Below are 24,830 nucleotides of genomic sequence, written 5' to 3'. Positions count from 1 at the left end.
TCAGACCGACATCAGTTCCTTTTCCTTGTCGGCGACGACCTTGTCGATGTCCTTGATGTTGGCGTCGGTCAACTTCTGGATATCGTCTTCGCCGCGCTTCTTCTCGTCTTCGCTGATGACCTTGTCCTTCAGCAGCTTGGCGACTTCCTTGTTCGCATCCTGGCGGATGTTGCGCACGGCGATCTTGGCGCCTTCGCCTTCCTTCTGTACCTGCTTGGTCAGTTCCTTGCGGCGCTCTTCGGTCGGCGGCGGCAGGTTGACGCGGATCGAGGTGCCGATGGTGTTCGGGGTCAGCTCGATGTTGTACAGGCCCTTCTCGATCTCCTTGATCATGCTCTTGTCGAAGGGCGTGACCAGCAGGGAGTGGGCGTCGGGGTTGGAAATGGACGCGACCTGGTTCAGCGGCGTGCTGGCGTTGCCGTAAGCATTGACCGTGACGCGGTCCAGCAGGGCCGGCGTTGCGCGGCCGGTGCGGATCGAGGTGAGGGTGTGCTTAAGAGCGTCGATGCTCTTGGCCATGCGCGTCTGCGCGTTGTTCTTGATGTCGTTGAGCATCGCCAGGGTCCTGGATGTAACTGGAATCGGGCGATTATAGGCGAATACGGGACGCCGCCGGGCCTGAATCGGCCCGGAGGTCGCCTTGCGCTCAGCCTCAGGCCGGGTCGCGGCCCTGGACGAGCGTGCCGATGTTCTCGCCGTGCAGGATCTTCAGCAGTTCGCCCGGCTGTCCCATGTCGAACACGCGCATCGGCAGGTCGCTGTCGCGGGCCAGGGCGAAGGCGGCGGTATCCATCACTTCCAGGCCACGACGGATCACTTCGTCGTAGCTCAGGCTGTCGAAACGGACGGCGTCGCTGTACTTGTTCGGATCCTTGTCGTACACGCCATCGACCTTGGTTGCCTTCAGCAGCAGGTCGGCGCCGATCTCGATGGCGCGCAGGGCAGCGCCGGAGTCGGTGGTGAAGAACGGGCTGCCGACGCCTGCGGCGAAGATCACCAGGCGGCCCTTTTCCAGATGGCGGATGGCGCGGCGACGGATGTAGTCCTCGCACACGTCGTTGATCTTGATCGCGCTCATCACGCGGGCCTTGGCGCCCACTTTTTCCAGCGCATCCTGCATGGCCAGCGCGTTGATGACCGTGGCCAGCATGCCCATCTGGTCGCCGGTGACGCGGTCCATGCCGCCAGCGGCCAGGCCTGCACCGCGGAAGATGTTGCCACCACCGATGACCAGGGCGACTTCGGCGCCGGCCTGCTGGGCTTCGACGACTTCACGGGCCAGGCGATTGATGATCTTGGGGTCGATGCCGTAGTCCTCATCTCCCATCAGCGCCTCCCCGGAAAGTTTCAACAGGATGCGGCGATAGGCGAGCTTGGACATAGGGACCTCGGGTGCGTGGAAATCGCGGGCGATTCTACGCGCAAGCGGCGCGCGGCCAAAGCGTTTTGTGCACTGCGGCGCAAAATACCGGTGTGCCCCGTACATCCGGGGCGCACCATTCAGCCCAGCTCTGCGCCCGCAGTGGCAGACAGTTCATCATGCCCCAGTTCGCCGGGAGAGCGTGCAATGACCCGGTTGCGGCCCAGGTTCTTGGAGCGGTAGAGCACATCATCTGCAGCGCGCAGGAGGTCCTGCACGCCGGCAAAACGCTCGTAGCCGCCCTGGGTGGCTACACCGGCCGAGAAGGTGATGAACAGCGGGCCGCCTTCCAGTTCCGCCATCGGGGTGGCGACGATGTTGGCCAGCACCCGGCGGATCACGTCCAGGGCCACCGATTCGCTGGTATTGGGCAGCAGGGCGACAAACTCCTCGCCGCCGAAGCGGGCCACGGTGTCGCTGTTGCGCAGCTGCCCCTGCAGTTTGCCGGCAAAGGCGCGCAGCACCTCGTCGCCGGTCAGGTGGCCGTGCGCATCGTTGATCTTCTTGAAATCGTCCAGGTCGATGAAGGCCACCGACAGCGGCCAGCCATGGCGGCCGGCACGCAGGAATTCCTGTTCAAGCACGGCTTCGAGCTGGCGGCGGTTGAGGACGCCGGTCAAGGCATCGCGATGGGCCTGGTCGGCCAGGCGCTTGGCACGGGCCTCGAATTCATCGGCGCGCCGGCGGGCCTGGTCGGCATCCTGCAGTTCGCGCAGGTTGCGCAGGGTGGCGAGCTCCTGGGCGTGGTCGATCAGCTCGCGCACGCGGGCCGGCGAATTCAGGCCGTTCTCGAACAGGCTGGCGATGTCCGGCAGCGCATCGCTGATCCGGGCCAGGACCTGGTCGAAGCGGGCACTGTCCAGCTCCAGCCGGTCGTGGACCTGCTGCAGGGCGCGCTCGCGGGCGGCATCGGCGTCTTCATCCAGCCAGATGTCGGCAACGGCGCCAGACAGCTGTACGCAGGCCTGGAACGGATTCTCGGCGGTACCTTCGTCTTCGCTGTGGCGGATGCTGTCGACCAGGTAGCGCGGCAGGCCCCACTCCTCGGCTACCCACGCACCGACGTCGGCGTGGCTGCAGCCGAGTTCCTGGCGCTCGCGCGCGATCAGGTCGGGGTTGTCGCGCGCTTCGCGCAGCAGGGGCAGGTAGCGTTCGGATTCGGCCTGGGCCAGGCACAGCACGCCCATGTCCTGCAGCAGCCCGGCCAGCATCAGCTCCTCCAGCCGGCGCAGGCCGCGCGCCTGGCCGAGCTGGCTGGCGGCCAGCGCGCTGAGGATGCTGCGCTTCCAGGCGCGTTGGCGCAGGTCGTGGTCGGCGCCGCCTTTGCCGGTCAGGCCCTGGGTGACGGTGAAGCCCAGGGCGAGGCTGATCGTAGCGTTCAGCCCGAGCATGGTCAGCGCCTGGCCGAGGTTCTCGATCCGGCGCCGGCTGGCGTACAGCGGCGAATTGGCGATACGCAGCATGCGGGCACTCAACGCCATGTCGATGGCGATGATGTCCGCAGCGGTTGCGATGTCCGCTTCCGGGTCCTGGGCCAGTTCGATGATGCGCAGGGCAATACCGGGCGGCGAGGGGAGGTTGCGGCAAAGCGCCAGTGCAGCTGTCAGCTCGGGAGGCATGTCGGGTCGTTCAATTCCATTAGGACAAGAATACCTAGGAATGCATCACAGTCCGCGACTTTCGTTCCTGTTATGTGACTGCAGGTTCCCTTTGCCGAGTATCGGCTTGATTCGCACGCAACGCAAAGACCCTTGGTTCCGGTGTGCGCACCAACGGTGCGCACCCACAGAAAGGGCGCCCACCGCGGGGGCAGGCACAAAAAAAGAGCCGCGGTTTCCCGCGGCTCCTTCTGGTTTCATCACAGCCGGGAGGCTGGAATCAGACCTGCATCGCCTTGGCAACTTCGGCGGCGTAGTCTTCCACCACCTTCTCGATGCCTTCGCCAACGACCAGCAGCTGGAAGCCAGCCACGTCGGCGCCGGCAGCCTTGACCACCTGCTCGACGGACTTGTCGCCGTCCAGCACGTAGCTCTGGCCGTACAGGGTCACTTCGCTGACGATCTTGTTGATCTTGCCGCTGATGATCTTTTCCAGGATGTCGGCCGGCTTGGACTTGTCCTTCTCGGACATCTTGGCCAGTTCGATTTCCTTTTCCTTTTCCACGAACTCGGCCGGCACATCGGCGGCCTTGTTGTGCGGCGGCTTCAGCGCAGCCACGTGCATGGCCAGACCGCGAGCCAGTTCGGCGTCGCCACCGATCAGGTCGATCAGCACGCCGACCTTGCCGTTGGTGTGGACGTAGGAACCCACGTTGCCGGTGGTGTCCAGCTTGACCAGGCGACGGATGAGGATGTTCTCGCCCAGCTTCTGGATGGCGGTAGCGCGGGCTTCTTCGACGGTTTCGCCGGTGGCCAGCTTGGCGCTCTTCAGGACTTCCACGTCGGTGGCGCCCGATGCCAGGGCAGCGGCAGCGACGGAATCGACGAAGTTCTTGAAGTTGATGTCGTTGGCGACGAAGTCGGTTTCCGAGTTGATCTCGACCAGCACGGCCTTGCCGCCGTCCTGGGCCAGGCCCAGACGACCTTCGGCGGCCACGCGGTCAGCCTTCTTGTCGGCCTTGGCAGCGCCGGACTTGCGCAGCGCTTCAGCAGCGGCGTCGATGTTGCCGCCGGCCTCGGTGAGCGCCTTCTTGCATTCCATCATGCCGGCGCCGGTGCGCTCGCGCAGTTCCTTGACCAGGGAAGCAGTGATTTCCACGGGATTACCTCACGAAAGAAAGGGGTTGGGCCGGCATGGTGGCCGGCCCGTGTGACAGTTTCCTGTCGTCGCGCCATCGGCAGCGGACAGGAAAGGTGGGCGCGTGGCGCCCACCGGGGCCTGGATCAGGCCTGGGCTTCGCCCTTGTCGGCAGCAACAGCCTTCTTGGCCGGAGCGCGGCGAACCGGCTTGCCTTCTTCGGCCGGAGCGTCGGCGAACTCTTCTTCACGGACGGTGGCAGCGTGCGGTGCAGCAGCCTTGCCTTCCAGCACGGCGTCAGCAGCAGCGCGTGCGTACAGCTGCACGGCGCGGATGGCGTCGTCGTTGCCCGGGATCGCGTAATCCACCAGCTCCGGGTTGTAGTTGGTATCGACGACAGCGATCACCGGGATGCCGAGCTTCTTGGCTTCCTTGATGGCGATGTCTTCGTGGCCGATATCGATGACGAAGATCGCGTCCGGCAGACGGTTCATGTCCTTGATGCCGCCCAGCGAGGCTTCCAGCTTGTCGCGCTCGCGACGCAGGCCCAGCACTTCGTGCTTGACCAGCTTCTCGAAGGTGCCGTCGGATTCACCGGCTTCCAGTTCCTTCAGGCGGGCAACCGACTGCTTCACGGTACGGAAGTTGGTCAGGGTGCCGCCCAGCCAACGCTGGTTCATGAAGGGCATGCCGCAACGCTCGGCTTCTTCACGGATCGACTCGCGGGCGCTGCGCTTGGTGCCCAGGAACAGGATGGTGCCGCGCTTCTGGGCAACCGACGAGATGAAGTTCATCGCGTCGTTGAACAGCGGGACGGTCTTTTCCAGGTTGATGATGTGGATCTTGCCGCGGGCGCCGAAGATGTACGGAGCCATTTTCGGGTTCCAGTAGCGGGTCTGGTGGCCGAAGTGGACGCCGGCTTCCAGCATCTGACGCATGGTGACCTGGGGCATTGCAATACTCCTGATGGGGAACCGGCGATTCCGCCCGCGGGATAGGTATGCGGGACGCGTGGAAGCGCTGAAGGTTCCGGGGTTGGGCTTCCCTGTTGCCTCCGTGGCCGAACTCCTTGCGGAGCACCCCGGCACGGATGGGGGCAGCAGGTGTGGATTCACCGGTGACGTCCGGTGTGGACGGCGTCCCGCGCACAGGGCGGCAGGACATCCGGGCAATTATAGCCCGCCAGCGGCTCCGGCCGCAAATGACGGGGGCGGGGCGTCCAGATCCGCCTCCGGTGCATGGTCCAGACGGGCCCGGAAGCGGCCGCCAGCATAGCCATCGGCGCGCCAGGGCAGCGCCCAGTGGCGGCGGCGCCCTGGCAGCACGTAGCCGGCCAGGCCGGCGATCAACAGCTGGCGGCGGCCTTTGGCGTCGACAAACACCAGGTCGGCCAGATGCGCATGGCGCGTGCCTTCATTGTAGAGCCACAGCTGCGGCGGCTGTCCGGGCAGCGCGCGTGCCTGCAGGTGCAGCAGGGTGGGCGCCGCCAAGGCGACCGGATCGAGGAAGACCGGCAGCGAGTAGCGGATCGGAGGAGACGGTGTGGGCACGTCACTCGCCGGGCTGATCACCAGCCGGTACGCGTGCTGCACGCCAGCAGGGGCCGGGCCGAGGCGCACAACGCGCAGTCTCTGGCGTTGGCCGGTCGCGATCTGCAGCCTGCGAGGGCTCAGCGCCACGTCTTCGGCAGGCAGCAGCTGTTCGCCATCGTCCTGTTGCTGCCATCGGTACAGCCGGGCCTCACCCTGCCAGGTGCCGGCTTCGGGGTTGTGCAGCCATAGTTCGGTGTCGGTGCGATCAGCCGGCAGCAGCAACCGGGTGTTGGACAGTTCAAGGCTGTGCGCCAGGCAAGGTGTGAGTGCCAGACACAGCCACAGCAGGCGACGCATCAATAGGTCACCGTCACCATCACCGCTGCTGCGGAGCTGGGGGGAGCTGCCGGGGTCAATGCCTGCACCTGCAACGGCACGGGTGCAGGCGCATCGCTGCGCTGCCGCGCGGCAGGTGCCCGCCGCGCATCGGTGACCTGCAGGGTGATGGCCAGGCTGGCGTGCGACTGCGCAGCTGCCGCGAGGGCGAAGGTGCTGCCCAGTGCGCTGACGCTGGCCAACAGGAGGACGTAACGCAATGGCAGTGCCGGCAGTGGGGACGCAGGCCATATCGGCGTTCCTGCGCAGATCTGTAGCCGGAACGCTCAGTAGGTGATGGTGACCGTGACCGTGTCGGTGTAGACACCCGGCGACGTCGTGGCGGCGCTGGTGGGAGCAACCCGGCCGTAGATGGTAAGGCTCTGTGCCGATCCGCTGCCCGTGCCGGGCACGGTGCTGCTGTTGAGCACGTTGCCCCAGCGCAGGGTTCTCCCTGCATTCTGGTAGAGCTCGTAGGGCACGGTTGCACCGGTGCTGCCGACGCGCATGCGCCGGTTGCCTGCGCCATCGGCGTTGCTGCCGTTGTCCAGGCCTATCTGGAAGGCGCTGCGGTTGACGCAGGTCAGGCTGAACACCGCGGTGCGGTCGATGTTGGCGAGCACCGTACCGGTGCTGCTGCCGAAGTTCATCGGCGCGGTGACATAGGTGCCGCACGAGGGGTTGACGGTGGCGTTGGCGATCACCGACATCGTGGCGGTGATCAGCCCCGAATTGCCGGTGACGGTGGGCGACCCCACGGTGCAGTTGGCAGGGTAGGGCGGTGTGCCAAGGATGGGTTCGTTGTAGGCGTACTGGAACGTGGCGGCCAGGGTACTGGTGAAGGCGCCCGCCGACAGCAGCTGGCTGGCCGGATAGCGGCCGTAAAGCGTGACCGTGCCGGAGCCGGATCCGCCCAGGACAGGAACCGGGTACTGCATCTGGTACATGGCCCAGGCGGGGCTGCTGGCGCTGCCGCTGCCGATCACGCTGGTACGCGCGGCATCGCTGTAGATCTGGTAGTTGAGGCGGTCGCCGAAGCTGTTGGCGAACGTGCGTGAGGGGGTGATGGTGGTGCCGCCGGTACCTGCGGGCAGGCCCACGCAGAACGTCACGCGGGCGTTGGCCAGCAGCGCGACCGCACCGGTGCTGCAGTTGATGTTGAAGGTCGTGATGGTGTCAACCAGACCGTTGGAGACCGTGCCGAAGGACAGCGTCGGACTGGTCAGCGAGCAGGACGTAGCCGCGCGTGCCGGCAACGCCTGGAGACCCAGCCACAGGGCCATCAACACACCCAGAAGGCGGGTCACGGGTGCTGCTCCGGCTCGCAGCGCAGCGCCGCGAGCCGGCGGATGCCCGGCCCGGGGCGCTGCACCTGTATGTGGCAACGGCCCTGTTCGCTGTCGACCTGCAGCAGGGTGGTTCCGCTGGCGAGCTCCACCCAGGCCTGGCCATCGTGGCCGACCACGGTGGGTGGCATGCCCTCGCCCTGCACGCGCGCGCCCAAGGGCAAGGGTCTGCCGTTGCCATCAAGCAGGGTCAACAGCACGCCATGCGACTGCCGCAGTGCGAAGTCCACGCGCATGCCGGCACCCTGGCGGGGCGTGGCCAAGGTCTCCACCTGCTCGGCACGCAGGTCGGCAGGAAGTCCCAGTGTGTCGATCGTCAGGCGGTTGCGTTGCCATGACAGCAGCGGTGTGACCAGCAGCAGGCCCTTGTGATCGGTGACGCCGATCTGCCTGTTTTCAAGCAGCACCGGAACGCCAGGGCGACCGGTGGATACCACGGCGAAGGCGTCTGGCACTTCGCGTGCGGCAAACACGCTGCCGGCCATCCATACCAGACTGCCACTGGCATTGCCGTAGGCGAAGGTCTGCCCGCTGTTGCGCGATATGCCGGCGGCGTAGCGGCCGTGAGCGCCGAGTGCGCCGATTTCGGCCAGGCCCCCGCCATCGTCGCGCGCCTGCAGGCGCCAGCCCGGGCCACCCCGGCCACCGTCGCCAGGCACCGGCCGCATGACCTCGGCGCTGGCGTAATGGCGGTCGCCGTTGCGCTGCGCCGACAGGGTGGCCTGCCGGTCCTGGCCCAGCTGGGTGCCCAGTGACAGGTAGACACTGCGGTTGCGGCGCTGGTCGATGTCCTGGGTGGCAGAAAGATAGGCGTTCCAGCGGCCGAACGTGCGTGACCAGAACAGGCTCAGGTAGCGGCTGCGACTGAACGGCAGTGCCTGCGGTGGCGCCGGTTGCGGCGCGTTGAAGAGGGGCTGCGGCTGGTCCAGGCGCAGGTAGCTCACGCTGAATGACCCCAACTGCTGCAGGTCAACGCCGAACGATGCCTGCTCGCTGACCCGGGGCGGGACGTTGTCCTGCAGGCTGCCGAGATCGCGGTAGTCGCCGCTGGTGCGGCGGCTGGCCAGGTTTACATTGAAGCGGCGGTTGTTCCAGTTGTAGCCCAGGCCGTACTGGCGGCCGCTGCGCTGGCCGTCGCGGCTTTCGCTCCAGTTCGCGCTGAGCACGCCGGCCTGGCCGAGCAGCCACGCACCGCCGAGCCCTGCATTGACGATGCCGCCACCGCCTTCCGCATGCGCTTCGGCGGTGAAGCGGTTGCTGACGCCGCGTCGCAGGGTGGCGCTGGCGACGGTGTCGGTGTCATAGCGGAACGAGTGGATGCCATAGTCGCGACGCAACCTGCCAAGGCCTGCGGACCAGTCCGACAGGCCCGCTGCGAGCAGTTGCTGGGTGCCATAGAAGGCGAAGTCCAGGGTCTGCATGCGGCCAAAAGCATCGGTGACCACCACCTGGGCTGTGCCGGTGCCATTGATGCCGGGCTGTGCGGCAAGCTGGAACGGACCGACCGGGACCTGTCCGGTGTACTGGCGAAGCCCGTCGATGTAGAGCTCGACGCTGGATGGTACGACCGCCTCGCCGAGGAAGGCTGGCGTGGGGGTGAGTACACGATAGGGCTGCAGGCCGTAGTTGCGGCCGATCTGGACGCCGGCCATGCGGGCAGGGCGGCTCCACTCCAGGAATCCGCTGTAGAAGTCGCCCACCGTCAGGGTCAGTGCCTGCTCCGGCAAGTCCAGGCGCCAGCTGGTATCCAGCCGCACCGATTCCTGCTGCCAGCCTTCGCCGGGGAGCTGGTAGCTGCGCATCAGCGCCGTGTTGCGCAGGGTGCCGTTGCCGAAGCCGAACAGGCGGACGTCGCTGTTGAGGCTGACATTGCCCAGCCCATTACTGTGGCTGGCGTAGACGTCGTAGTTGACAGCCATGCCGGGTGACGCCTGTGCGGCCGGCGCCGACTCGATGCCCCTGCCCAGCTGCGCTACCGGCAACTGCAGCTGCTGCAGCGGTACCTGCAGGTCCAGTACCTGCAGGCTGGCGTCGTAATGAACCAGCAGTTGCGGGATCTGATCCAGGTAGACCGGCGCGTCGCCGCGCACGGGAAAGCCGAGCTGGCGCAGCGTAGAGGCCGGTGCCTGCAGTCGTCCACCCTGCTCATGGAACAGCATCAGGCCGCGCTGCGCCTGGTTGAGGCTGGTGTCCAGATACAGCGCCTGCGGAGCGGTCAACGGTGTCGGTGCAGGTAGCGACGCTTCGGCGGCGATGTCGGTAGCAGGTGCCGGCAGGCCACGGCCGGCGCCGTGCACGGAGACAGAAGCCAGGCCGGTGCAGCAGGCCAGCATGCAGGCCTCAGCGAGCCGGCGGCGTCGCATGCAGGGGCGTAAGCTGCGACCCACCATTGATCCTCGCACTGAAGGTGCCGCCGACCACGTGTGCAGGAGCCTGCTGCAGGGCCCAGCGCATGGTCTGCCCAGGCAGCACGTAGCCCACCAGACCCGGCAGCAATGGTGTGCTGCGGCCCTGAAGAGTGACCGCCAGATCGGCGATCTGCGCGTGTCCGTTGCCGCTGTTGTGTACTTCCAGCATGGCCGGGCTGGCGCCGCCATCGACCAGTCGCGCCTGCAGTTGCGGCATGGGCGGCTTGCCGTCCGGCTGCACGAAGAAGGGAATCGAATAGCGCAGCACGAACTGCATGCCTTGGCGGGCTGGATCGTAGGCCGGGATCTCATCGACGATCACCCGGAATGCCTGCTGCTCGGCAGGAGCGGCGGCATCGACGCGGACCAGGCGCACCAGTTGCCGCTGGCCGGCGGCGAGCGACTGCATCGGCGGGCTTGGCAGCAGGGCGTCACTGCTCTCGAGCTGGTCGCGGCCATCGGCCTGCTGCCAGCGGTAGATGCGCACCTGCACCTGCACCGGTTCGGTGCCACTGTTGCTGATCCACAGGGCCTCGGCGTTCTGCCCGGCGCGCAGCTCGAACTGGGTTGGCGACACCTGCAGGCTGGCCGCCAGGCAAAGCGCAGGCGCCAGCGCGAACGCAATCAGCGCCAGCCCTTGCAAGCGGCGTACGCGGGGCAGTGGCATCGGCACGCCCTCAATAAGTGATGGTGGCGGTGATGGTGTCCTGGTAGGAACCGGGGGCAGCGTTGCTGAGGCTGGGGTTGGCCACCTGGCCGTACACCTGGTAGACCTGGTTGGCGCCGGTGCCGGTGCCAGCCACCGTGTTTGTGCCAGTACTCGCGCCCCACACGGTGTTGTGGCCGGAATCCTGGTAGAGCTGATAGCCGACGAAATTGTTGGCGGTCACCCCGGTGTCGGTATTGCGCATGCGGCGGGTGGTCACGTCACCGGCGGTGGTGGGGTTGAGGCCGGCATTGAGCGCGATCGTGTAAGGGGTGGTCACGCTGCACTGGGCGGTCACCGTGCCCTGCGCATTCAGCGGGGTGACGGAGCTTGAATCGGCATTGCCGAAGTTGACGTTGGTCGCCGCTGCGGCCGTGATCGTGCAGGCCTTGTTGATTGTCAGCAGGACATTGAACGTGACGGTGTCAGCGGCGGTGGCCGGGCCTGCCACCAGCAGGGCCAGGGCCCAGGCCAAAGGGGAACGAGCTGCGGATCGCATGGACAACCTCCCTGACCCGAAGGTCCGTTGAACAGGGCGAGAACGGCACATTCGGCGCCGTTTTGACGACAGTGGGGCCAGCGTAGGCACCGCAAGTGTCTGTATTCCGTGAGAAACAGGCTGTCGAAAGGGTGTGGACCATCACGCTTTCACCTTCCTTGCCGGATCCGTGCATGGCCCGGATCGCCAGTTGGGTGGCGTTCGTTCAGATTGCGGCCGGATCGGCGATAATGGGAGCCATGAGCGTGAATATCAAAACCCCGCAGGAAATCGAGATGATGCGCATCGCCGGCCGTCTGGCCAGCGAAGTGCTCGACATCGTCACCCCCCACGTCAAGCCCGGTGTCACGACCGAGGAACTGGACCGCATCTGCCACGACCATGTCGTGAACGTGCAGGGCGCCATTCCGGCCAACGTCGGCTACCGCGGCTTCCCCAAGACCGTGTGCACCTCGGTCAACAATGTCATCTGCCACGGCATTCCCAGCGAAGGGAAGGTCCTCAAGGATGGCGACATCATCAACATCGACGTCACCGTCATCAAGGACGGCTGGCATGGCGACACCAGCCGCATGTACTTCGTCGGCACCCCGTCGGTGATGGCCAAGCGCCTGGTCGACGCCACCTATGAGGCCATGTGGCGCGGCATCCGCGCGGTGCGTCCGGGCGCAACCCTGGGCGACGTCGGCCATGCGATCCAGAGCTATGCCGAAGGCGAGCGTTTCAGCGTGGTGCGCGAGTACTGCGGCCATGGCATCGGCAAGGTCTACCACGATGAACCGCAGGTGGTGCATTACGGCCGTCCGGGCCAGGGCCTGGTGCTGCAGCCTGGCATGACCTTCACCATCGAGCCGATGATCAACGAGGGCACCCGCTACAACAAGGTGCTGCCCGATGGCTGGACCGTAGTGACCAAGGACCGCAAGCTGTCGGCGCAGTGGGAGCACATGATCGCGGTCACCGAGACCGGCGTGGACGTGCTGACCCTGTCGCCGGGCGAGTCGCAGGTCTCCTGACGATGCTGCCGGCGAGTTCGCTGCTGGACACGCCGGCCGCGTCGCTCAACGACCCGGATTGGGCTGCTGCCGCGCGCGATGCGCTGCAGCAGGCCGACACGCGCCTGTACCGCCGCTTCGACCAGGGCGACAACATCGAGCGCCTGCTGGCGTTGCGCGCGCGCGCGGCCGATCACCTGATCCGCCATGCATGGCAGCGCTGCCTGCCGGCCGACAGTGGCCTGTCGCTGTTCGCAGTAGGTGGCTATGGGCGCGGTGAACTGTTCCCGCGTTCGGACATCGACCTGCTGGTGTTCGGCGATCCGCAGGCGCAGCTGGCCCACGAAGAGTCGCTCGCGCGGCTGTTCGCGCTGCTGTGGGATTGCGGCCTGGCGGTCAGTCACGCGGTGCGTTCGGCCGCGCAATGCAGCGAGGCCGCTGCCGATCAGACCGTGCTGACGGCGTTGATCGAAGCGCGCCCGCTGACGGCCGATGAGGCGGCGCGGCGTGCACTGCGTGCGGCGGTGGATGACCGCGAACTGTGGCCACCGCGTGCGTTTTTCCTCGCCAAGCTCGAGGAACTGCGCAACCGTCACCAGCGCTTCGGTGACACTGCCGACAACCTCGAGCCGGACCTGAAAGATGGCCCCGGCGGCCTGCGTGATCTCAACACGCTGGGCTGGATGGCGCTGCGTGCGTTTGGTGTGCGCGACCTGGAAGCACTGGTCGGCCTGGGCCATCTGGGCGCTGACGAGGCCGCTGCGCTGAAGCGCGAACGCGCGGTGCTGGCACGACTTCGCTTCGGCCTGCATCTGGTGGCGCGACGCCCGGAAGAGCGCCTGCGCTTCGATTACCAGAAAACCCTGGCCGCGCGCCTGGGCTTTGAAGACGACGCCGAAAGCCTGGGCGTCGAGAAGATGATGCAGGGCTTCTACCGCGCCGCGTCGGTGGTGCGGCGGATCAGCGATCGTCTGCTGCAGCGCTTCGAGGAACAGTTCGATGGCGAGGCGCAGCCCGAGCCGCTGACCGTGGGGTTCGCCCTGCGCCGTGGCTATCTGGCGGCCAACGATGCCGACTGGCCGAACGCGGACATCGGCCAGGTCTTCGCGCTGTTCGCCAGCTGGGCGAACAATCCGCAGATCCGCGGCCTGCATTCGTTGACCGCGCGCGCGCTGGCCGAATCGCTGCCGCTGCTGCCTGCCTATGACCAGGCAGACCCTGACGCGCGCGAACAGTTCATGGCCCTGCTGCGTGGCCAACGCCCGGTCGACACGCTTTCGCGCATGGCCCGGCTGGGCGTGCTCGGGCAGTGGATTCCGGCGTTCGCCCAGGTCAGCGGGCGCATGCAGTTCGACCTGTTCCATGTCTACACCGTCGACCAGCACACGCTGATGGTCCTGCGCAACATGGGGCTGTTCGCCAGCAGTCGTGCCGATGAACGTTTCTCGATCGCCCATGAAGTCTGGCCGCGCCTGCGCAAGCCCGAGCTGCTGCTGCTGGCCGGCCTGTTCCACGACATCGCCAAGGGCCGTGGCGGCGATCATTCCGAACTGGGCGCGGTCGATGCACGGGCGTTCTGCCACGCGCAGGGGCTGAGTGGTTCGGATACCGAATTGGTGGCCTGGCTGGTCGAACAGCACCTGCGGATGTCGGTGACCGCGCAGAAGCAGGACATCGCCGATGCGGACGTGATCCATCGTTTCGCGACCCTGGTCGGCAGCCGCGACCGCCTCGATTACCTTTACCTGCTGACCTGCGCCGACATCGCCGGCACCAGCCCGAAGCTGTGGAACGCGTGGAAGGACCGGCTGCTGGCCGATCTGTACTTCGCGACCCGGCGCGCACTGCGCGAGGGTCTGGAGCATCCGGTGCCGGCCGCCGAGCGCGTGGCCGAAGCGCGCGACAGCGTGCGTGCGCTGGTGCGCGAGCAGGGCTACGACGATGCCACCATCGACCGCCAGTTCGCGGTGATGCCCGACGAGGGTTTCATCCGTTTGCGCCCGGAACAGCTGGCCTGGCAGGCCGCCGCGCTGGTACCGATCAAGCAGGGCCAGACCCTGGTGAAGGTACGGCGGATCAGCGTCGACGACCCAGCACTGGAAGTGTTCGTGCACTCGCCGGACCGCGATGGCCTGTTCGCCGCGATCGTGATGACCCTGGACCGCAAGGGCTACGGCATCCACCGCGCGCGCGTGCTGGATGGTCCGGCCGACACGATTTTCGATAATTTTGAAGTGAGCCCGGCCGATACGTTTGCCGATGGCAGCAGCGCCAACCTGGAAGCGGCGCTGCGCGAGGCGCTCAGTGGCGATTTGACGCGGCTGCGTCCCTCGCGCCGGGTGGTGCCACGCCAGCTGCGCCATTTCCGTTTCGCCCCACGCATCGAGTTCCGCGATGAACCCGGCGCAACCCGTTTCGCCCTGGTCGCACCCGACCGCCCCGGCCTGCTGGCCGACGTGGCGTTCGTGCTGCGCAACCAGGGACTGCGCGTGCAGGACGCGCGCATTGCCACATTCGGCGAACGCGCCGAAGACACCTTCGTGATCAGTGACGAACACGACCTCCCCCTGACTGAATCCGCCCGGCAGCAGCTGCATGACGCAATGCTGGCCTGCCTGGACCCTGATCGAAACGCCGGAGACCCCGCCTGATGGCCACCAAGCCTGTAAAGAAGACTGTCGCGATCGCCAAGAGCGCAGCAGCCAAAAAGACCGCTGCCGCTGAGCCGGTTGCGAAGAAGACTGCCGCACCGAAGAAGGCTGCGGTGAAGAAGGCGCCGGCGAAGAAGGCCCCGGCCAAGACCGCCGAAGCCGCGCGCGCCGATAACATCGCACGCAAGTCGCTGCGCAAGCCGGCCGGGCCGGGCGTGGAAGAACTGAAGTTCGGCATCGAAAGCGCGTTCGAGCGCCGCGCCACGCTGACCCTGCACGAACTGGAAGGCTCGACCCGTCCGCTGGTCAACCGCGTGATCGATGGCCTGGAAAGCGGCGAATTCCGCGTCGCCGAGCCGGACGGCCATGGTGGCTGGAAGGTCAACGAATGGCTGAAAAAGGCCGTGCTGCTGTATTTCCGCGTCAACGACATGGCCGTGGTCGATGCACGCCCGGCACCGTTCTGGGACAAGGTCGAATCGCGCTTTGCCGGCTATGACGAGGCGAAATTCCGCCGCGGTGGCGTGCGTGTGGTGCCGGGTGCGATCGCCCGTCGCGGCACGTACTTCGGCAAGGACGTGGTGCTGATGCCGAGCTTCACCAACATCGGTGCGTATGTCGGCGAAGGCACCATGGTCGACACCTGGGCCACCGTCGGTTCCTGCGCGCAGATCGGCCAGCACTGCCACCTGTCCGGTGGTGCCGGCATCGGCGGCGTGCTTGAACCGCTGCAGGCAAGCCCGACCATCATCGAAGACCATTGCTTCATCGGTGCGCGTTCGGAAGTGGTGGAAGGCGTGGTCGTCGGCCATCACAGCGTGATCGGCATGGGCGTGTTCCTCAGCCAGAGCACCCGCATCTACAACCGCGCCACCGGCGAAATCAGCTACGGCTACATCCCGCCGTACAGCGTGGTGGTGTCCGGCTCGCTGCCGAGCAAGGACGGTACCCACTCGCTGTACTGCGCGGTGATCGTCAAGCAGGTCGATGCCCGCACCCGCAGCAAGACCAGCGTCAACGACCTGCTGCGCGGCCTGGCCGACTGACGGAGCCGCACGCATGAGCACCACCGTCTACGGTCTGAAGAACTGCGATACCTGCAAGAAGGCGACCAAGTGGCTGGACCGCTTCGGCGTGCCGTACACCTTCGTCGACTACCGCGACAACAAGCCCAGCCCGGAAACGCTGCTGGAATGGGCCGCCCAGCTGGGTGGCCTGGCGGCGATGGTCAACAGGTCCTCCACCACCTGGCGGCAGCTGCCGGACAACCGCAAGGCCGCCGATTCGGAAGCGGAGTGGAAGCTGCTGCTGCGCGAGTACCCGCAGCTGATCAAGCGCCCGCTGGTGGTGACTGCCGACGGCAAGGTCAGCCAGGGTTTCAGCGACAACGGCTTCAAGGCGCGCTTCGGCGTGGGCGGCGCGTGAGCGCCGTCCTCGACCTGGCCTGTGATCTGATTGCACGGCCATCGGTGACCCCGGACGATGCCGGCTGCCAGCTGCTGATCGGTGAACGTCTGCAGGCAGCCGGTTTCACCTGCGAGCACCTGCGGTTGGGCGAGGTCGACAACCTGTGGGCCACCCACGGCAGCGGCGCACCGGTGCTGGTCCTGCTGGGTCACACCGACGTGGTGCCCCCGGGCCCGCGCGAGGCATGGCAGAGCGATCCGTTCGCACCGCAGATCCGCGATGGCGTGCTGTACGGTCGCGGCACCGCGGACATGAAGGGCAGTGTGGCTGCATTCGTGATCGCTGCCGAACAGTTCGTTGCCGCCCATCCGCAGCACACGGGCACGCTGGCGGTGCTGTTGACCAGCGACGAAGAGGGCGATGCCATCGACGGCGTGCGCCATGTTGCACGGCTGTTCGCCGAGCGCGGCCAGCGCATCGACTGGTGCATCACCGGCGAGCCGTCGTCCACCGCCACGCTGGGTGACCTGCTGCGCGTTGGACGGCGCGGCAGCCTGTCGGCCAAGCTGCGCGTGCAGGGTGTGCAGGGCCACGTGGCCTATCCGGACAAGGCGCGCAATCCCATCCATCTTGCCGCGCCGATGCTTGCCGAACTGAGCGCACGGCGCTGGGACGAGGGTTACGAGAGCTTTCCGGCGACCAGCCTGCAGATCTCCAACATCCATGCCGGTACCGGCGCCAACAACGTGATTCCCGGTGAGCTGGAGGTGGATTTCAACATCCGCTACAACCCGCACTGGGATGCAGCGAAGCTGGAAGCGGAGATCACCGCGCTGCTGGACCGTCATGGCCTGCAGTACACGCTGAAGTGGCACCGCAGCGGCGAGCCGTTCTACACCCCGGAAGGGACATTGCGCGCAGCGGCGCGCGCCGTGTTGGCCGAGCACACCGGTCGCGCGCCGGAAGAGAGCACCGGTGGTGGCACCTCCGATGCGCGCTTCATCGCGCCCCTGGGTGCGCAGTGCATCGAAGTCGGCCCGGTCAACGCCAGCATCCACCAGGTAGATGAAAACGTGCGCGTGGACGAGCTGGAAGCGCTGCCGGGGCTGTACCAGCGACTGGTTGAACGCCTGCTGGTGTAGCGCCCGTCTGTCGGATCATGTGGATACGCCGGGCATGGCCCGGCGCTACTCCGAGAACTGGAAGAACGGTGGTTTGATCGCTTCGCGCCAGTACGATTCGTCGGCCATGTAGAAGCCCTGTGTGCTGGCCTTGGCGAACCACGCCGCCGCCGCATCCACGTTCTTCTGCAGGCCATCGCCGCCGCGGCCGAGTGCCAGCCCGGCCAGGTACTGGCCATACACGTTGCCCTGTGCAGCGGCACGTTCATACCAGCGCAGCGCTTCGGTTTTGTCCTGCACCACGCCGATGCCGGCCTCGTACAGCGTGCCCAGGTCCACCTGCGCTTCGGCATCGCCGCGCGCGGCGCGGCGCTGGATGCGCGCGATCACCGGGTTCGGTGAAGCATCACCGCTGAGCGGAGTGCCGGGTTTCGCGGACCCGCTGGTGGCATCACGCAACGGCTGCAGCTTGTACAGGTGGCGCAGGTAGACCGCGCGGCGCAGGCGCCAGCGCAGCGCGCCTTCCATGTCGCCACGTCGCTCGTACCACGTCTCCAGATCGCTCATCGCATACGGCGAGCCGTGATAAGCAGCCCGGTGGTACCAGCGGTAGGCCTTGCGCGCGGAGGGTTTCAGCACCACCGCGTCGGGCTTCTGCGGGGTATCACCACTGTCCAGCCGGCCGCGTTCCAGGATCATGCCCAGCTGTTCCTCGGCGCTTGTGGTGCGGTGCGTGCGCGGCGTGGTGGCAGCGGCGCGCGCGTACCAGTCCAGCGCGCGCACGTCGTTGCGGTACTGGTACAGCTTGGCCACGCGCAACGCCGAATCGAACTGGCCATCGGCAGCAGCAGCCAGGGCGTCGCGTTCGGTGTCATCGACCGGGTGGGTGGGCGTGGTCGCACAGCCGGCCAGGGCAATCAAAGCCAGGGTGGGCAGCAGCAGGCGACGGCAAGAGGGGTTCATCCATGAATTCCGGAAAGCAGGCAGGGGATTATCCGGGTCGCTACCGGCGTGGCCGCTGAATCGGTTGCCATCGCAACTGTTGCGCCGCGCCGGAAACCCGGTTACGGTCGGATCCATGTCGCTCCGCCTGGCCACCGCCGTCAACAACACCAACCGCAATAATCTGCGTGCGAATAATCGCGCGCGGCCGATGCGGGACTGCGCCCTGGGTAGATAGACAGCAACATACGCCCGGACATCAGAAAACCCGCATCGGCCGATGCGGGTTTTTTTGTGCCCGGGCGCAGCCCCACCCGGGCCTGGATGGCCGGTCGAACACCTTCCCCCCGTGTACTTCCCCACAACAGGAGTTCCACCCATGTGTTCGATCTTCGGTATTTTCGGCCTGCAGGCCGGTGACGATCTTCCTTCCCTGCGCCGCCATGCGCTGGAGCTGTCGCAGCGCCAGCGCCATCGTGGCCCGGACTGGAGCGGCGTGTATCTGGACGAAGGCGCGCTGCTGGTCCACGAGCGCCTGGCCATCGTCGATCCGGCCGGCGGCTCGCAGCCGCTGCTGTCCGCAGACGGGCAGCTGGCGCTGGCGGTCAACGGCGAGATCTACAACCACCAGCAGCTCAAGGCCGGCCTCGCCGAAGCCTATGCCTTCCAGACCGGTTCGGACTGTGAGGTGATCAACGCGCTGTACCGCCAGGGCGGATCGCCGGCGCAGTGGCTGGAACAGCTCAACGGCATCTTCGCCTTTGCCCTGTGGGACCGTGCAGCCGGCCGTGTGCTGGTGGCGCGCGATCCGGTCGGCGTGGTGCCGCTGTACTGGGGCCATGATGCGCAGGGGCGGCTGCGCGTAGCTTCTGAAATGAAGGCGCTGGTCGATACCTGTGCCGATGTTGCCCAGTTCCCGCCGGGCCATTACTACGACAGCGCCAGCGGTGAGCTGGTGCGCTACTACCAGCAGTCGTGGCGCGAGTACGACGACGTGCAGGGTCGCCAGGCCGATCTCGCCGAGCTGCGCCAGGCCTTTGAACATGCGGTCGAACGCCAGTTGATGAGTGACGTGCCGTATGGCGTGCTGCTGTCGGGCGGGCTGGATTCGTCGCTGGTTGCCGCCGTGGCAGCACGTTATGCGCGCCGTCGCATCGAAGATGGCGGCCAGAGCGAAGCCTGGTGGCCGCGCCTGCATTCGTTCGCCATTGGTCTGAAGGGCTCGCCGGATCTGGCGGCTGCTGCGGTGGCCGCCGAAGCGCTGGGCACCGTGCACCACGGCTTCGAATACACCTTCGAAGAAGGCCTGGACGTGTTGCCGGAGGTGATCCGACACATTGAAACCTACGACGTCACCACCATCCGCGCCTCCACGCCGATGTTCCTGCTGGCGCGCCGGATCAAGGCGATGGGCGTGAAGATGGTGCTGTCCGGTGAGGGCAGCGACGAGATCTTCGGCGGCTATCTTTACTTCCACAAGGCGCCGGACGCGCGCGAATTCCACCAGGAACTGGTGCGCAAGCTCGACGCCCTGCACAACTACGATTGCCTGCGCGCCAACAAGTCGATGATGGCCTGGGGCGTTGAGCCGCGCGTGCCGTTCCTGGACCGCGAGTTCCTCGACGTGGCGATGCGTTTCGATGCCGCGCACAAGATGGTCGGCGCCGGCTTCGGTGGTCGCCGCATCGAGAAGGCAGTGCTGCGCGAGGCCTTCGAGGGCTACCTGCCGGACAGCATCCTGTGGCGGCAGAAGGAGCAGTTCAGTGATGGCGTCGGCTACGGTTGGATCGACGGCCTGAAGGCGCACGCCGAAGCACAGGTCAGCGACCGCGTACTGGCCGCCGCCGACAAGCGCTTCCCGCACAACCCGCCGCAGACCAAGGAGGCGTACTACTACCGCCATCTGTTCGAGCAGTTCTTCCCCAGCCACGCGGCGGCTGAAACCGTGCCGGGCGGCAAGTCGATCGCCTGTTCCTCGCCGGCGGCCATTGCCTGGGATGCCAGCTTCGCCGCCGCCGCCGATCCGTCGGGCCGCGCCATCGCCGGCGTGCACGAGCAGGCGTTGGCCTGACCGGCAGTGCCCGGTCGCCTGACAACGGTAGCGCCGGGCCATGCCCGGCGAGCGCACAGCGCCGGAGCAGGCAAGGACGTATCATCGGCGCCCTGCACATTGGGGAATGTTCATGGACGTACAGACCGGAGGTCCCGTGCGGCCGACGAAGTGGGCGTGGCGTTACCTGGTCTGGGCCGGCGTGCCGCTGCTGGTCGGCCTGCTGCTGGCCCGCTATGCCGGGCCCGGGCTGCCGACGGTGGCCAGCAAGGCCGAAGCCGTGGTCGGCAGCGATTGGGCGCATCACCTGGCCTCGCCGCTGGGCCTGTTCCTGCTGCAGCTGCTGGTGCTGTTGCTGGTCGCCAAGGGCGCCGGCGCGCTGTTGAAGCGTTTCGGCCAGCCGGCCGTGATCGGTGAGATGGCCGCTGGCCTGATGATGGGGCCGCTGTTGCTGGGCAGTCTTCTGCCACAGGTGCACGGCGCGCTGTTCCCGGCAGCTTCGTTGGGGCCGCTGGGCATGCTCAGCCAGCTGGGCGTGCTGATGTTCCTGCTGGTGGCCGGCGCCGAGCTGGATCTGGGCGCGCTGCGTGGGCGTCGTCGATTCGCTTTCACCGTCAGCCACGCCGGCATCGCGGTGCCGTTCGTGCTCGGCGTGGCCCTGGCGATCTGGCTGTACCCGCAGCATGGCCCGCAAGGCGTGAGCTTTACCGCGTTCGCGCTGTTCGTCGGCATCTCGATGAGCATCACCGCCTTCCCGGTGCTGCTGCGCATCCTCGCTGATCGCGGCATCACCCACACATCGCTGGGGCAGACCGCCATTGCCTGCGCGGCGTTGGGCGATGCGACCGCGTGGTGTCTGCTGGCGCTGATCGTGGCGGCTGCGCAGGCCACTGGCTGGTTGCCGGCCAGCCTCAACCTGTTGTGCGTGGTGGCGTTCATCGCGCTGATGCTGGGGCTGGTGAAGCCATGGTTTGCCTGCAAGACCATCGCGCCGGGCCGCGAAGGACGCTGGCTGCTGGGCATCCTGCTGCTGTCACTGGCCAGTGCGCTGGTTACCGAAGTGCTCGGCATCCACGCGCTGTTCGGCGCATTCGCCGCGGGTGTGGCGGTGTCGTCCAACGCGCAGCTGCGGCAGCTGCTGGTGGCCAGGGTCGAACCGTTCGCGGTGACCCTGCTGCTGCCGCTGTTCTTCGCCATGACCGGCCTGCGCATGCGCGCCGACACGCTGCACAGCAGCGACATTCTGCTGTGCGTGGTGGTGATCGCAGTGGCCACGGTGGGCAAGCTGCTGGGCACCTGGAGTGCGGCGCGCAGCACCGGCATGGCCTCGCGCGAAGCGTGGCGACTGGGGGCGCTGATGAACACCCGCGGGTTGATGGAGCTGATCGTGCTCAACCTGGGCTACGAGCTGGGCCTGCTCGGCGACCGCCTGTTCGCGGTCCTGGTGATCATGGCGCTGGTGACCACCGCAATGACCGGGCCGCTGTTGAACCTGATCGAGCGCCGCAGGGCCTGACCCGGTCGCGCGGGCGGGCATTTTGTAGAGCCGAGCCCATGCTCGGCTCCGCACCAAGAGCAGCCGAGCATGGGCTCGGCTCTACAGCGTGCAGCGCACCCTCGGGCATGTGGGTGCCGCCGTCAGTGCACCGGTACCAGCGTCATCGTGTGCTGTGCCTTGCCGGGCAGGAACGGGGTGGGGCGACCATGCACCCAATCCTCATGGCCCGCGCCCCAGTAAGGCGACAGCGGATGGCCGCTCTGCCCACCCGGCATGTGCACGATGCCGTCGGCCTCGTGGCCGGGCGAGACCACCATCCGCTGCGAGGCGCCGAAGGTCGGCGTCTGTACACGCGGCATGTCACGGTCGCCGGGCAGCGGATCGGCCGGCATGCACAACCAGCGACTGGCGAAGGCGGGCAGGGCGCGCGCCACCGGATGGCAGATCGCCGCGGTATTGCGCTCGCCCCAGGTACGGTGTGCCAGCGGCCCCTGTGTGGACAGCTCGGCTTCGGTGCGACGTGCAGCATCGGCCAGCAGCGCATCCCAGCTCGTGTACGCGGGCGGCAGCAGGTTGGTGGGTCGCTGTTCCAGCATCGGCCAGGCCACGCCTTCCAGCTGCGCCAGGCGTGGTGCCAGGAAGGCCTCGCCCAGCTGTGCCCGGGCCGGCGCCAGCAGCGCATCGGTCAGCGTGTCGAGCACCTGTGTACGGAATTCGCGCACCACCCGGTAGCTGGTCGAGTTGATCGCGGCGCGCCCGTCCCAATGCTCGCTGACCGTTCTCAACCGCTTCAGTGCCGGATCGTCGCTGTGCTCGATCACCTCCTGCAGCAGCACCCACCAGCGCTGCAGGAACACTGCGCGGTCGTCCAGCTGGATTGCCAGCAGGTCGTGTTCGTCGAAGCGCTCCTGTGTGGCCAGCAGATCACGGATCTGCCGACCGCGTGCGCCGAGGTCGTAGCCGCCATTGCCGACGGTGGCCAGGGTCAGCTCGTCCACCACGCGGCTGTTGGCGGTCCACAACCGATGGCTGGGCGGATCGATCAGGCTCGGCGCGGCGTCGCTGCGGATCGGCCAGGGCGCGCAGCCCTGGTTGGCCTGATTTTCATTGAAACCCAGTGGCGCGCAGTGCGGGCCACGGTCGGGCCGCGCGCCGATGAGGCGCCACGCGATGCGTCCGCTGCGGTCGCCGACCACCAGGTTCTGCGCGGGAATGCCGGCGTGGTCGGCAATCTGCAGGGCCTGGTCCAGATCGGCGGCGCGTGCCATGTCAGTGAAGTCCATGCGCACCGCACCCGGCAACTGCGCGACCCAGCGCAGGGCGTCGCCGCTGCCATCGGCGTGGGTGTGCAGGATCGGCCCCCACGCGGTTTCGCGCACCGGGAATTGCACGTCTGCGCCACCGGCCACGACGATCCGCTCCTCATGCACGGTCACCGCAGCGTCGGCGGGCTCGGTGCGGAAGTCGGCGGTATCGATGTAGCTGTTGGTGAAGCCCCACGCGACGTGGCCGTTGCTGCCGACAATCACCGCCGGCACGCCCGGCAGCGAGAACCCGCTGACGTCGACCTGGCCACCTGCGGCCTGCGGGTCGGGGTAGCGCAGGCGCACACGGAACCACAGGCTGGGCGCGCGCAGGCCCAGGTGCATGTCGTCGGCGACGATCGCACGGCCATCGGCGGTCAGCGCGCCGGCAACGGCGAAATTGTTGCTGCCGACCGCGTCGGCATCTTCGGCAACTGCGCCAGTTGCGGCCTTAAGCGTGTGCAGGTCCAGCTGGCTGGCATCGGGCAGGTTGGCGTTGCCGCGGGGAGCGCCGGTCAGCGGCGCGTCCCACTCGCTGCCGTCATGCGCCAGCAGGGCGTACAGGGCCGGCGGCACCACCGCGCGGATGCGCTGCAGGGCCAGTTCGGACGGGTTGCTGGGGTCCTGCAGGTCGGCGTACATGGCCAGGCCCGCCAGCACGCTGTCGCTGGTCTGCCACGGTTGCGGCGCCTGCCGCAGCAGCAGGTAGGCCCACGGCCGCACCGCCAGGCTGCCCAGACCCTGGTTGACCCCGTCCACATAGGCACGCACGGCCGCAGGGTCGCTGCCCAGCGCATCCTGCAGATGGGCCTCGGTGCGCGCGCGCAGGCGGTGTACGCGCATGCGCTTGTCGGCTTCGATCGCCTTCGCCCCGAACAGCGCGGACAGTTCACCTGCGGCACTGCGCCGCATCAGGTCCATTTCGAAATAACGTTCCTGCGCGTGAATACGGCCGAGCGCCCGCAGCGCATCAGCCTTGTTGCCGGCGGTGATGGTGACCACCCCCAGCGCATCGCGCTCCACGGTGACCTTGCCGGCCAGCCCGGGCAAAGGGCGCTCGCCATCCAGCTCGGCCAGGCTGCCGCGCAGCAGCAACCACAGGACCAGGACCGCGAGCAGCACGATCGCGACCAACGCACCCAGAATCCACCGCCACTTACGACGCATTGCAGGTCCTTCCCGAGCATGTCGGCCGATTGTAGCCGCAGGCGCAACTGCGACTGATTCCGATTAGATCACCGTATTTCCAGATGGGGCACCATGGGCGCCATCGATTCACAGGAGCTCCCCCCATGAAAGGCAACCCGGACGTCATCGCCTGCCTGAAGGAACTGCTGCGCGGCGAACTCGCCGCCCGCGACCAGTACTTCATCCACTCCCGCCGCTACGAGGACCAGGGCCTGTTCGCGCTGTACGAACGCCTGAACCACGAGATGGAAGAGGAGACCCAGCATGCCGACGCGCTGCTGCGCCGGATCCTGTTCCTGGGCGGCGACCCGGACATGCGCCCGCATGCCACCGAGCCGGGCAAGACCGTGGAGGAAATGCTGCGCAAGGACCTGGACACCGAATACGCCGTTCGCAACAACCTCGCCGCCGGCATGAAGCTGTGCGAGGAGAAGGGCGACTACGTGAGCCGCGACATGCTGCTGGCGCAGTTGAAGGACACCGAGGAAGACCACGCCTGGTGGCTGGAGCAGCAGCTGGGCCTGATCAAGCGCATCGGCCTGGAGCTGTACCAGCTGAGCAAGATCGACGGCAGCGGCGCCCCGGCGCACTGACCGCTTGATGTAGAGCCAAGCCATGCTTGGCGGCATTTCGCAGAAGCACAACGTCCCGT

The 24,830-nt window shown here is 67.0% G+C and carries 21 protein-coding genes; 8 read left to right on the top strand and 13 right to left on the bottom strand.

Annotated elements, in window-relative coordinates; genetic code table 11:
* From frr to QOL57_RS04035, 11 genes are all read right to left on the bottom strand, one after another.
* On the bottom strand, window positions 1-555 hold the full coding sequence (gene frr / locus QOL57_RS04085; RefSeq protein ID WP_089239845.1) for a ribosome recycling factor: 555 nt from the start codon (window positions 553-555) through the stop codon (window positions 1-3).
* A gap of 97 nt (window positions 556-652) precedes the next feature.
* Entirely contained in the window at window positions 653-1,381 is a 729-nt protein-coding gene (gene pyrH / locus QOL57_RS04080) for a UMP kinase (RefSeq protein WP_025877663.1), read from the bottom strand.
* A 119-nt stretch (window positions 1,382-1,500) separates the two neighbouring features.
* Complete coding sequence (locus tag QOL57_RS04075; protein ID WP_089239847.1) at window positions 1,501-3,039, bottom strand: GGDEF domain-containing protein; 1,539 nt, start codon at window positions 3,037-3,039, stop codon at window positions 1,501-1,503.
* A 259-nt stretch (window positions 3,040-3,298) separates the two neighbouring features.
* The gene (gene tsf / locus QOL57_RS04070) at window positions 3,299-4,177 is read right to left on the bottom strand and encodes a translation elongation factor Ts (RefSeq protein WP_089239849.1); all 879 of its coding nucleotides are present in this window, start codon (window positions 4,175-4,177) and stop codon (window positions 3,299-3,301) included.
* Between the two features lie 125 nt (window positions 4,178-4,302).
* A complete protein-coding gene (rpsB, locus tag QOL57_RS04065; protein WP_089239851.1) occupies window positions 4,303-5,109 on the bottom strand; it encodes a 30S ribosomal protein S2 in 807 nt (268 codons plus the stop codon).
* A gap of 219 nt (window positions 5,110-5,328) precedes the next feature.
* Entirely contained in the window at window positions 5,329-6,045 is a 717-nt protein-coding gene (locus tag QOL57_RS04060; protein ID WP_244900770.1) for a fimbria/pilus periplasmic chaperone, read from the bottom strand.
* Window positions 6,045-6,284 carry a hypothetical protein gene (locus tag QOL57_RS04055; protein WP_244900772.1) on the bottom strand — a complete coding sequence of 80 codons (240 nt, stop codon included), beginning with the start codon at window positions 6,282-6,284 and terminating at the stop codon, window positions 6,045-6,047. The genes QOL57_RS04060 and QOL57_RS04055 overlap by 1 nt, the downstream gene beginning before the upstream one ends.
* Before the next feature lie 66 nt (window positions 6,285-6,350).
* Complete coding sequence (locus QOL57_RS04050) at window positions 6,351-7,370, bottom strand: spore coat U domain-containing protein (RefSeq protein ID WP_089239857.1); 1,020 nt, start codon at window positions 7,368-7,370, stop codon at window positions 6,351-6,353.
* Entirely contained in the window at window positions 7,367-9,742 is a 2,376-nt protein-coding gene (locus QOL57_RS04045; RefSeq protein WP_244900773.1) for a fimbria/pilus outer membrane usher protein, read from the bottom strand. The genes QOL57_RS04050 and QOL57_RS04045 overlap by 4 nt, the downstream gene beginning before the upstream one ends.
* Before the next feature lie 7 nt (window positions 9,743-9,749).
* Window positions 9,750-10,484: a molecular chaperone gene (locus QOL57_RS04040; RefSeq protein ID WP_089239861.1), complete on the bottom strand. Its 735-nt coding sequence runs from the start codon at window positions 10,482-10,484 to the stop codon at window positions 9,750-9,752.
* 10 nt (window positions 10,485-10,494) lie between these two features.
* A complete protein-coding gene (locus QOL57_RS04035) occupies window positions 10,495-11,022 on the bottom strand; it encodes a spore coat U domain-containing protein (protein WP_089239863.1) in 528 nt (175 codons plus the stop codon).
* 173 nt (window positions 11,023-11,195) lie between these two features.
* On the opposite strand from QOL57_RS04035, the gene map reads away from it, so the two are divergent.
* From map to dapE, 5 genes are read left to right on the top strand one after another with little or no spacing between them, the layout of a single operon-like run.
* Window positions 11,196-12,038 (top strand): type I methionyl aminopeptidase, encoded by an 843-nt coding sequence (gene map, locus QOL57_RS04030; RefSeq protein ID WP_089239865.1) that lies wholly within the window; start codon window positions 11,196-11,198, stop codon window positions 12,036-12,038.
* A gap of 2 nt (window positions 12,039-12,040) precedes the next feature.
* The gene (locus tag QOL57_RS04025; RefSeq protein ID WP_089239867.1) at window positions 12,041-14,668 is read left to right on the top strand and encodes a [protein-PII] uridylyltransferase; all 2,628 of its coding nucleotides are present in this window, start codon (window positions 12,041-12,043) and stop codon (window positions 14,666-14,668) included.
* Window positions 14,668-15,714, top strand: coding sequence for a 2,3,4,5-tetrahydropyridine-2,6-dicarboxylate N-succinyltransferase (dapD, locus tag QOL57_RS04020; protein WP_089239869.1), 1,047 nt, complete (start codon window positions 14,668-14,670; stop codon window positions 15,712-15,714). Before QOL57_RS04025 ends, dapD begins: the two co-directional genes overlap by 1 nt.
* Before the next feature lie 13 nt (window positions 15,715-15,727).
* Window positions 15,728-16,093 carry an arsenate reductase gene (locus tag QOL57_RS04015; protein ID WP_025877641.1) on the top strand — a complete coding sequence of 122 codons (366 nt, stop codon included), beginning with the start codon at window positions 15,728-15,730 and terminating at the stop codon, window positions 16,091-16,093.
* Complete coding sequence (gene dapE / locus QOL57_RS04010) at window positions 16,090-17,217, top strand: succinyl-diaminopimelate desuccinylase (protein ID WP_089239871.1); 1,128 nt, start codon at window positions 16,090-16,092, stop codon at window positions 17,215-17,217. The genes QOL57_RS04015 and dapE overlap by 4 nt, the downstream gene beginning before the upstream one ends.
* A gap of 45 nt (window positions 17,218-17,262) precedes the next feature.
* On the opposite strand, the gene QOL57_RS04005 is transcribed toward dapE, so the two are convergent.
* Window positions 17,263-18,159, bottom strand: a complete 897-nt coding sequence (locus QOL57_RS04005) for a tetratricopeptide repeat protein (protein WP_176429871.1) — start codon at window positions 18,157-18,159, stop codon at window positions 17,263-17,265.
* A gap of 358 nt (window positions 18,160-18,517) precedes the next feature.
* Here QOL57_RS04005 and asnB point away from each other — a divergent pair, with 358 nt between their 5' ends.
* Both asnB and QOL57_RS03995 read left to right on the top strand, forming a co-directional pair.
* Window positions 18,518-20,209 (top strand): asparagine synthase B, encoded by a 1,692-nt coding sequence (gene asnB, locus QOL57_RS04000; protein ID WP_089239874.1) that lies wholly within the window; start codon window positions 18,518-18,520, stop codon window positions 20,207-20,209.
* A 106-nt stretch (window positions 20,210-20,315) separates the two neighbouring features.
* Window positions 20,316-21,704 (top strand): cation:proton antiporter, encoded by a 1,389-nt coding sequence (locus tag QOL57_RS03995; protein WP_089239876.1) that lies wholly within the window; start codon window positions 20,316-20,318, stop codon window positions 21,702-21,704.
* 122 nt (window positions 21,705-21,826) lie between these two features.
* On the opposite strand, the gene QOL57_RS03990 is transcribed toward QOL57_RS03995, so the two are convergent.
* The gene (locus QOL57_RS03990) at window positions 21,827-24,157 is read right to left on the bottom strand and encodes a penicillin acylase family protein (RefSeq protein ID WP_089239878.1); all 2,331 of its coding nucleotides are present in this window, start codon (window positions 24,155-24,157) and stop codon (window positions 21,827-21,829) included.
* Between the two features lie 125 nt (window positions 24,158-24,282).
* Here QOL57_RS03990 and bfr point away from each other — a divergent pair, with 125 nt between their 5' ends.
* Entirely contained in the window at window positions 24,283-24,771 is a 489-nt protein-coding gene (gene bfr, locus QOL57_RS03985) for a bacterioferritin (RefSeq protein ID WP_025877631.1), read from the top strand.
* The last annotated feature ends 59 nt before the right edge of the window (window positions 24,772-24,830 follow it).

The sequence above is a fragment of the Stenotrophomonas sp. yr243 genome, assembly GCF_900184195.1.
In the GTDB taxonomy this organism is placed as follows: Bacteria; Pseudomonadota; Gammaproteobacteria; order Xanthomonadales; family Xanthomonadaceae; genus Stenotrophomonas; species Stenotrophomonas lactitubi.
The sequence above is the reverse complement of the archived record's forward strand: the minus strand, read 5'-3'. Positions and strand labels throughout refer to the sequence as shown.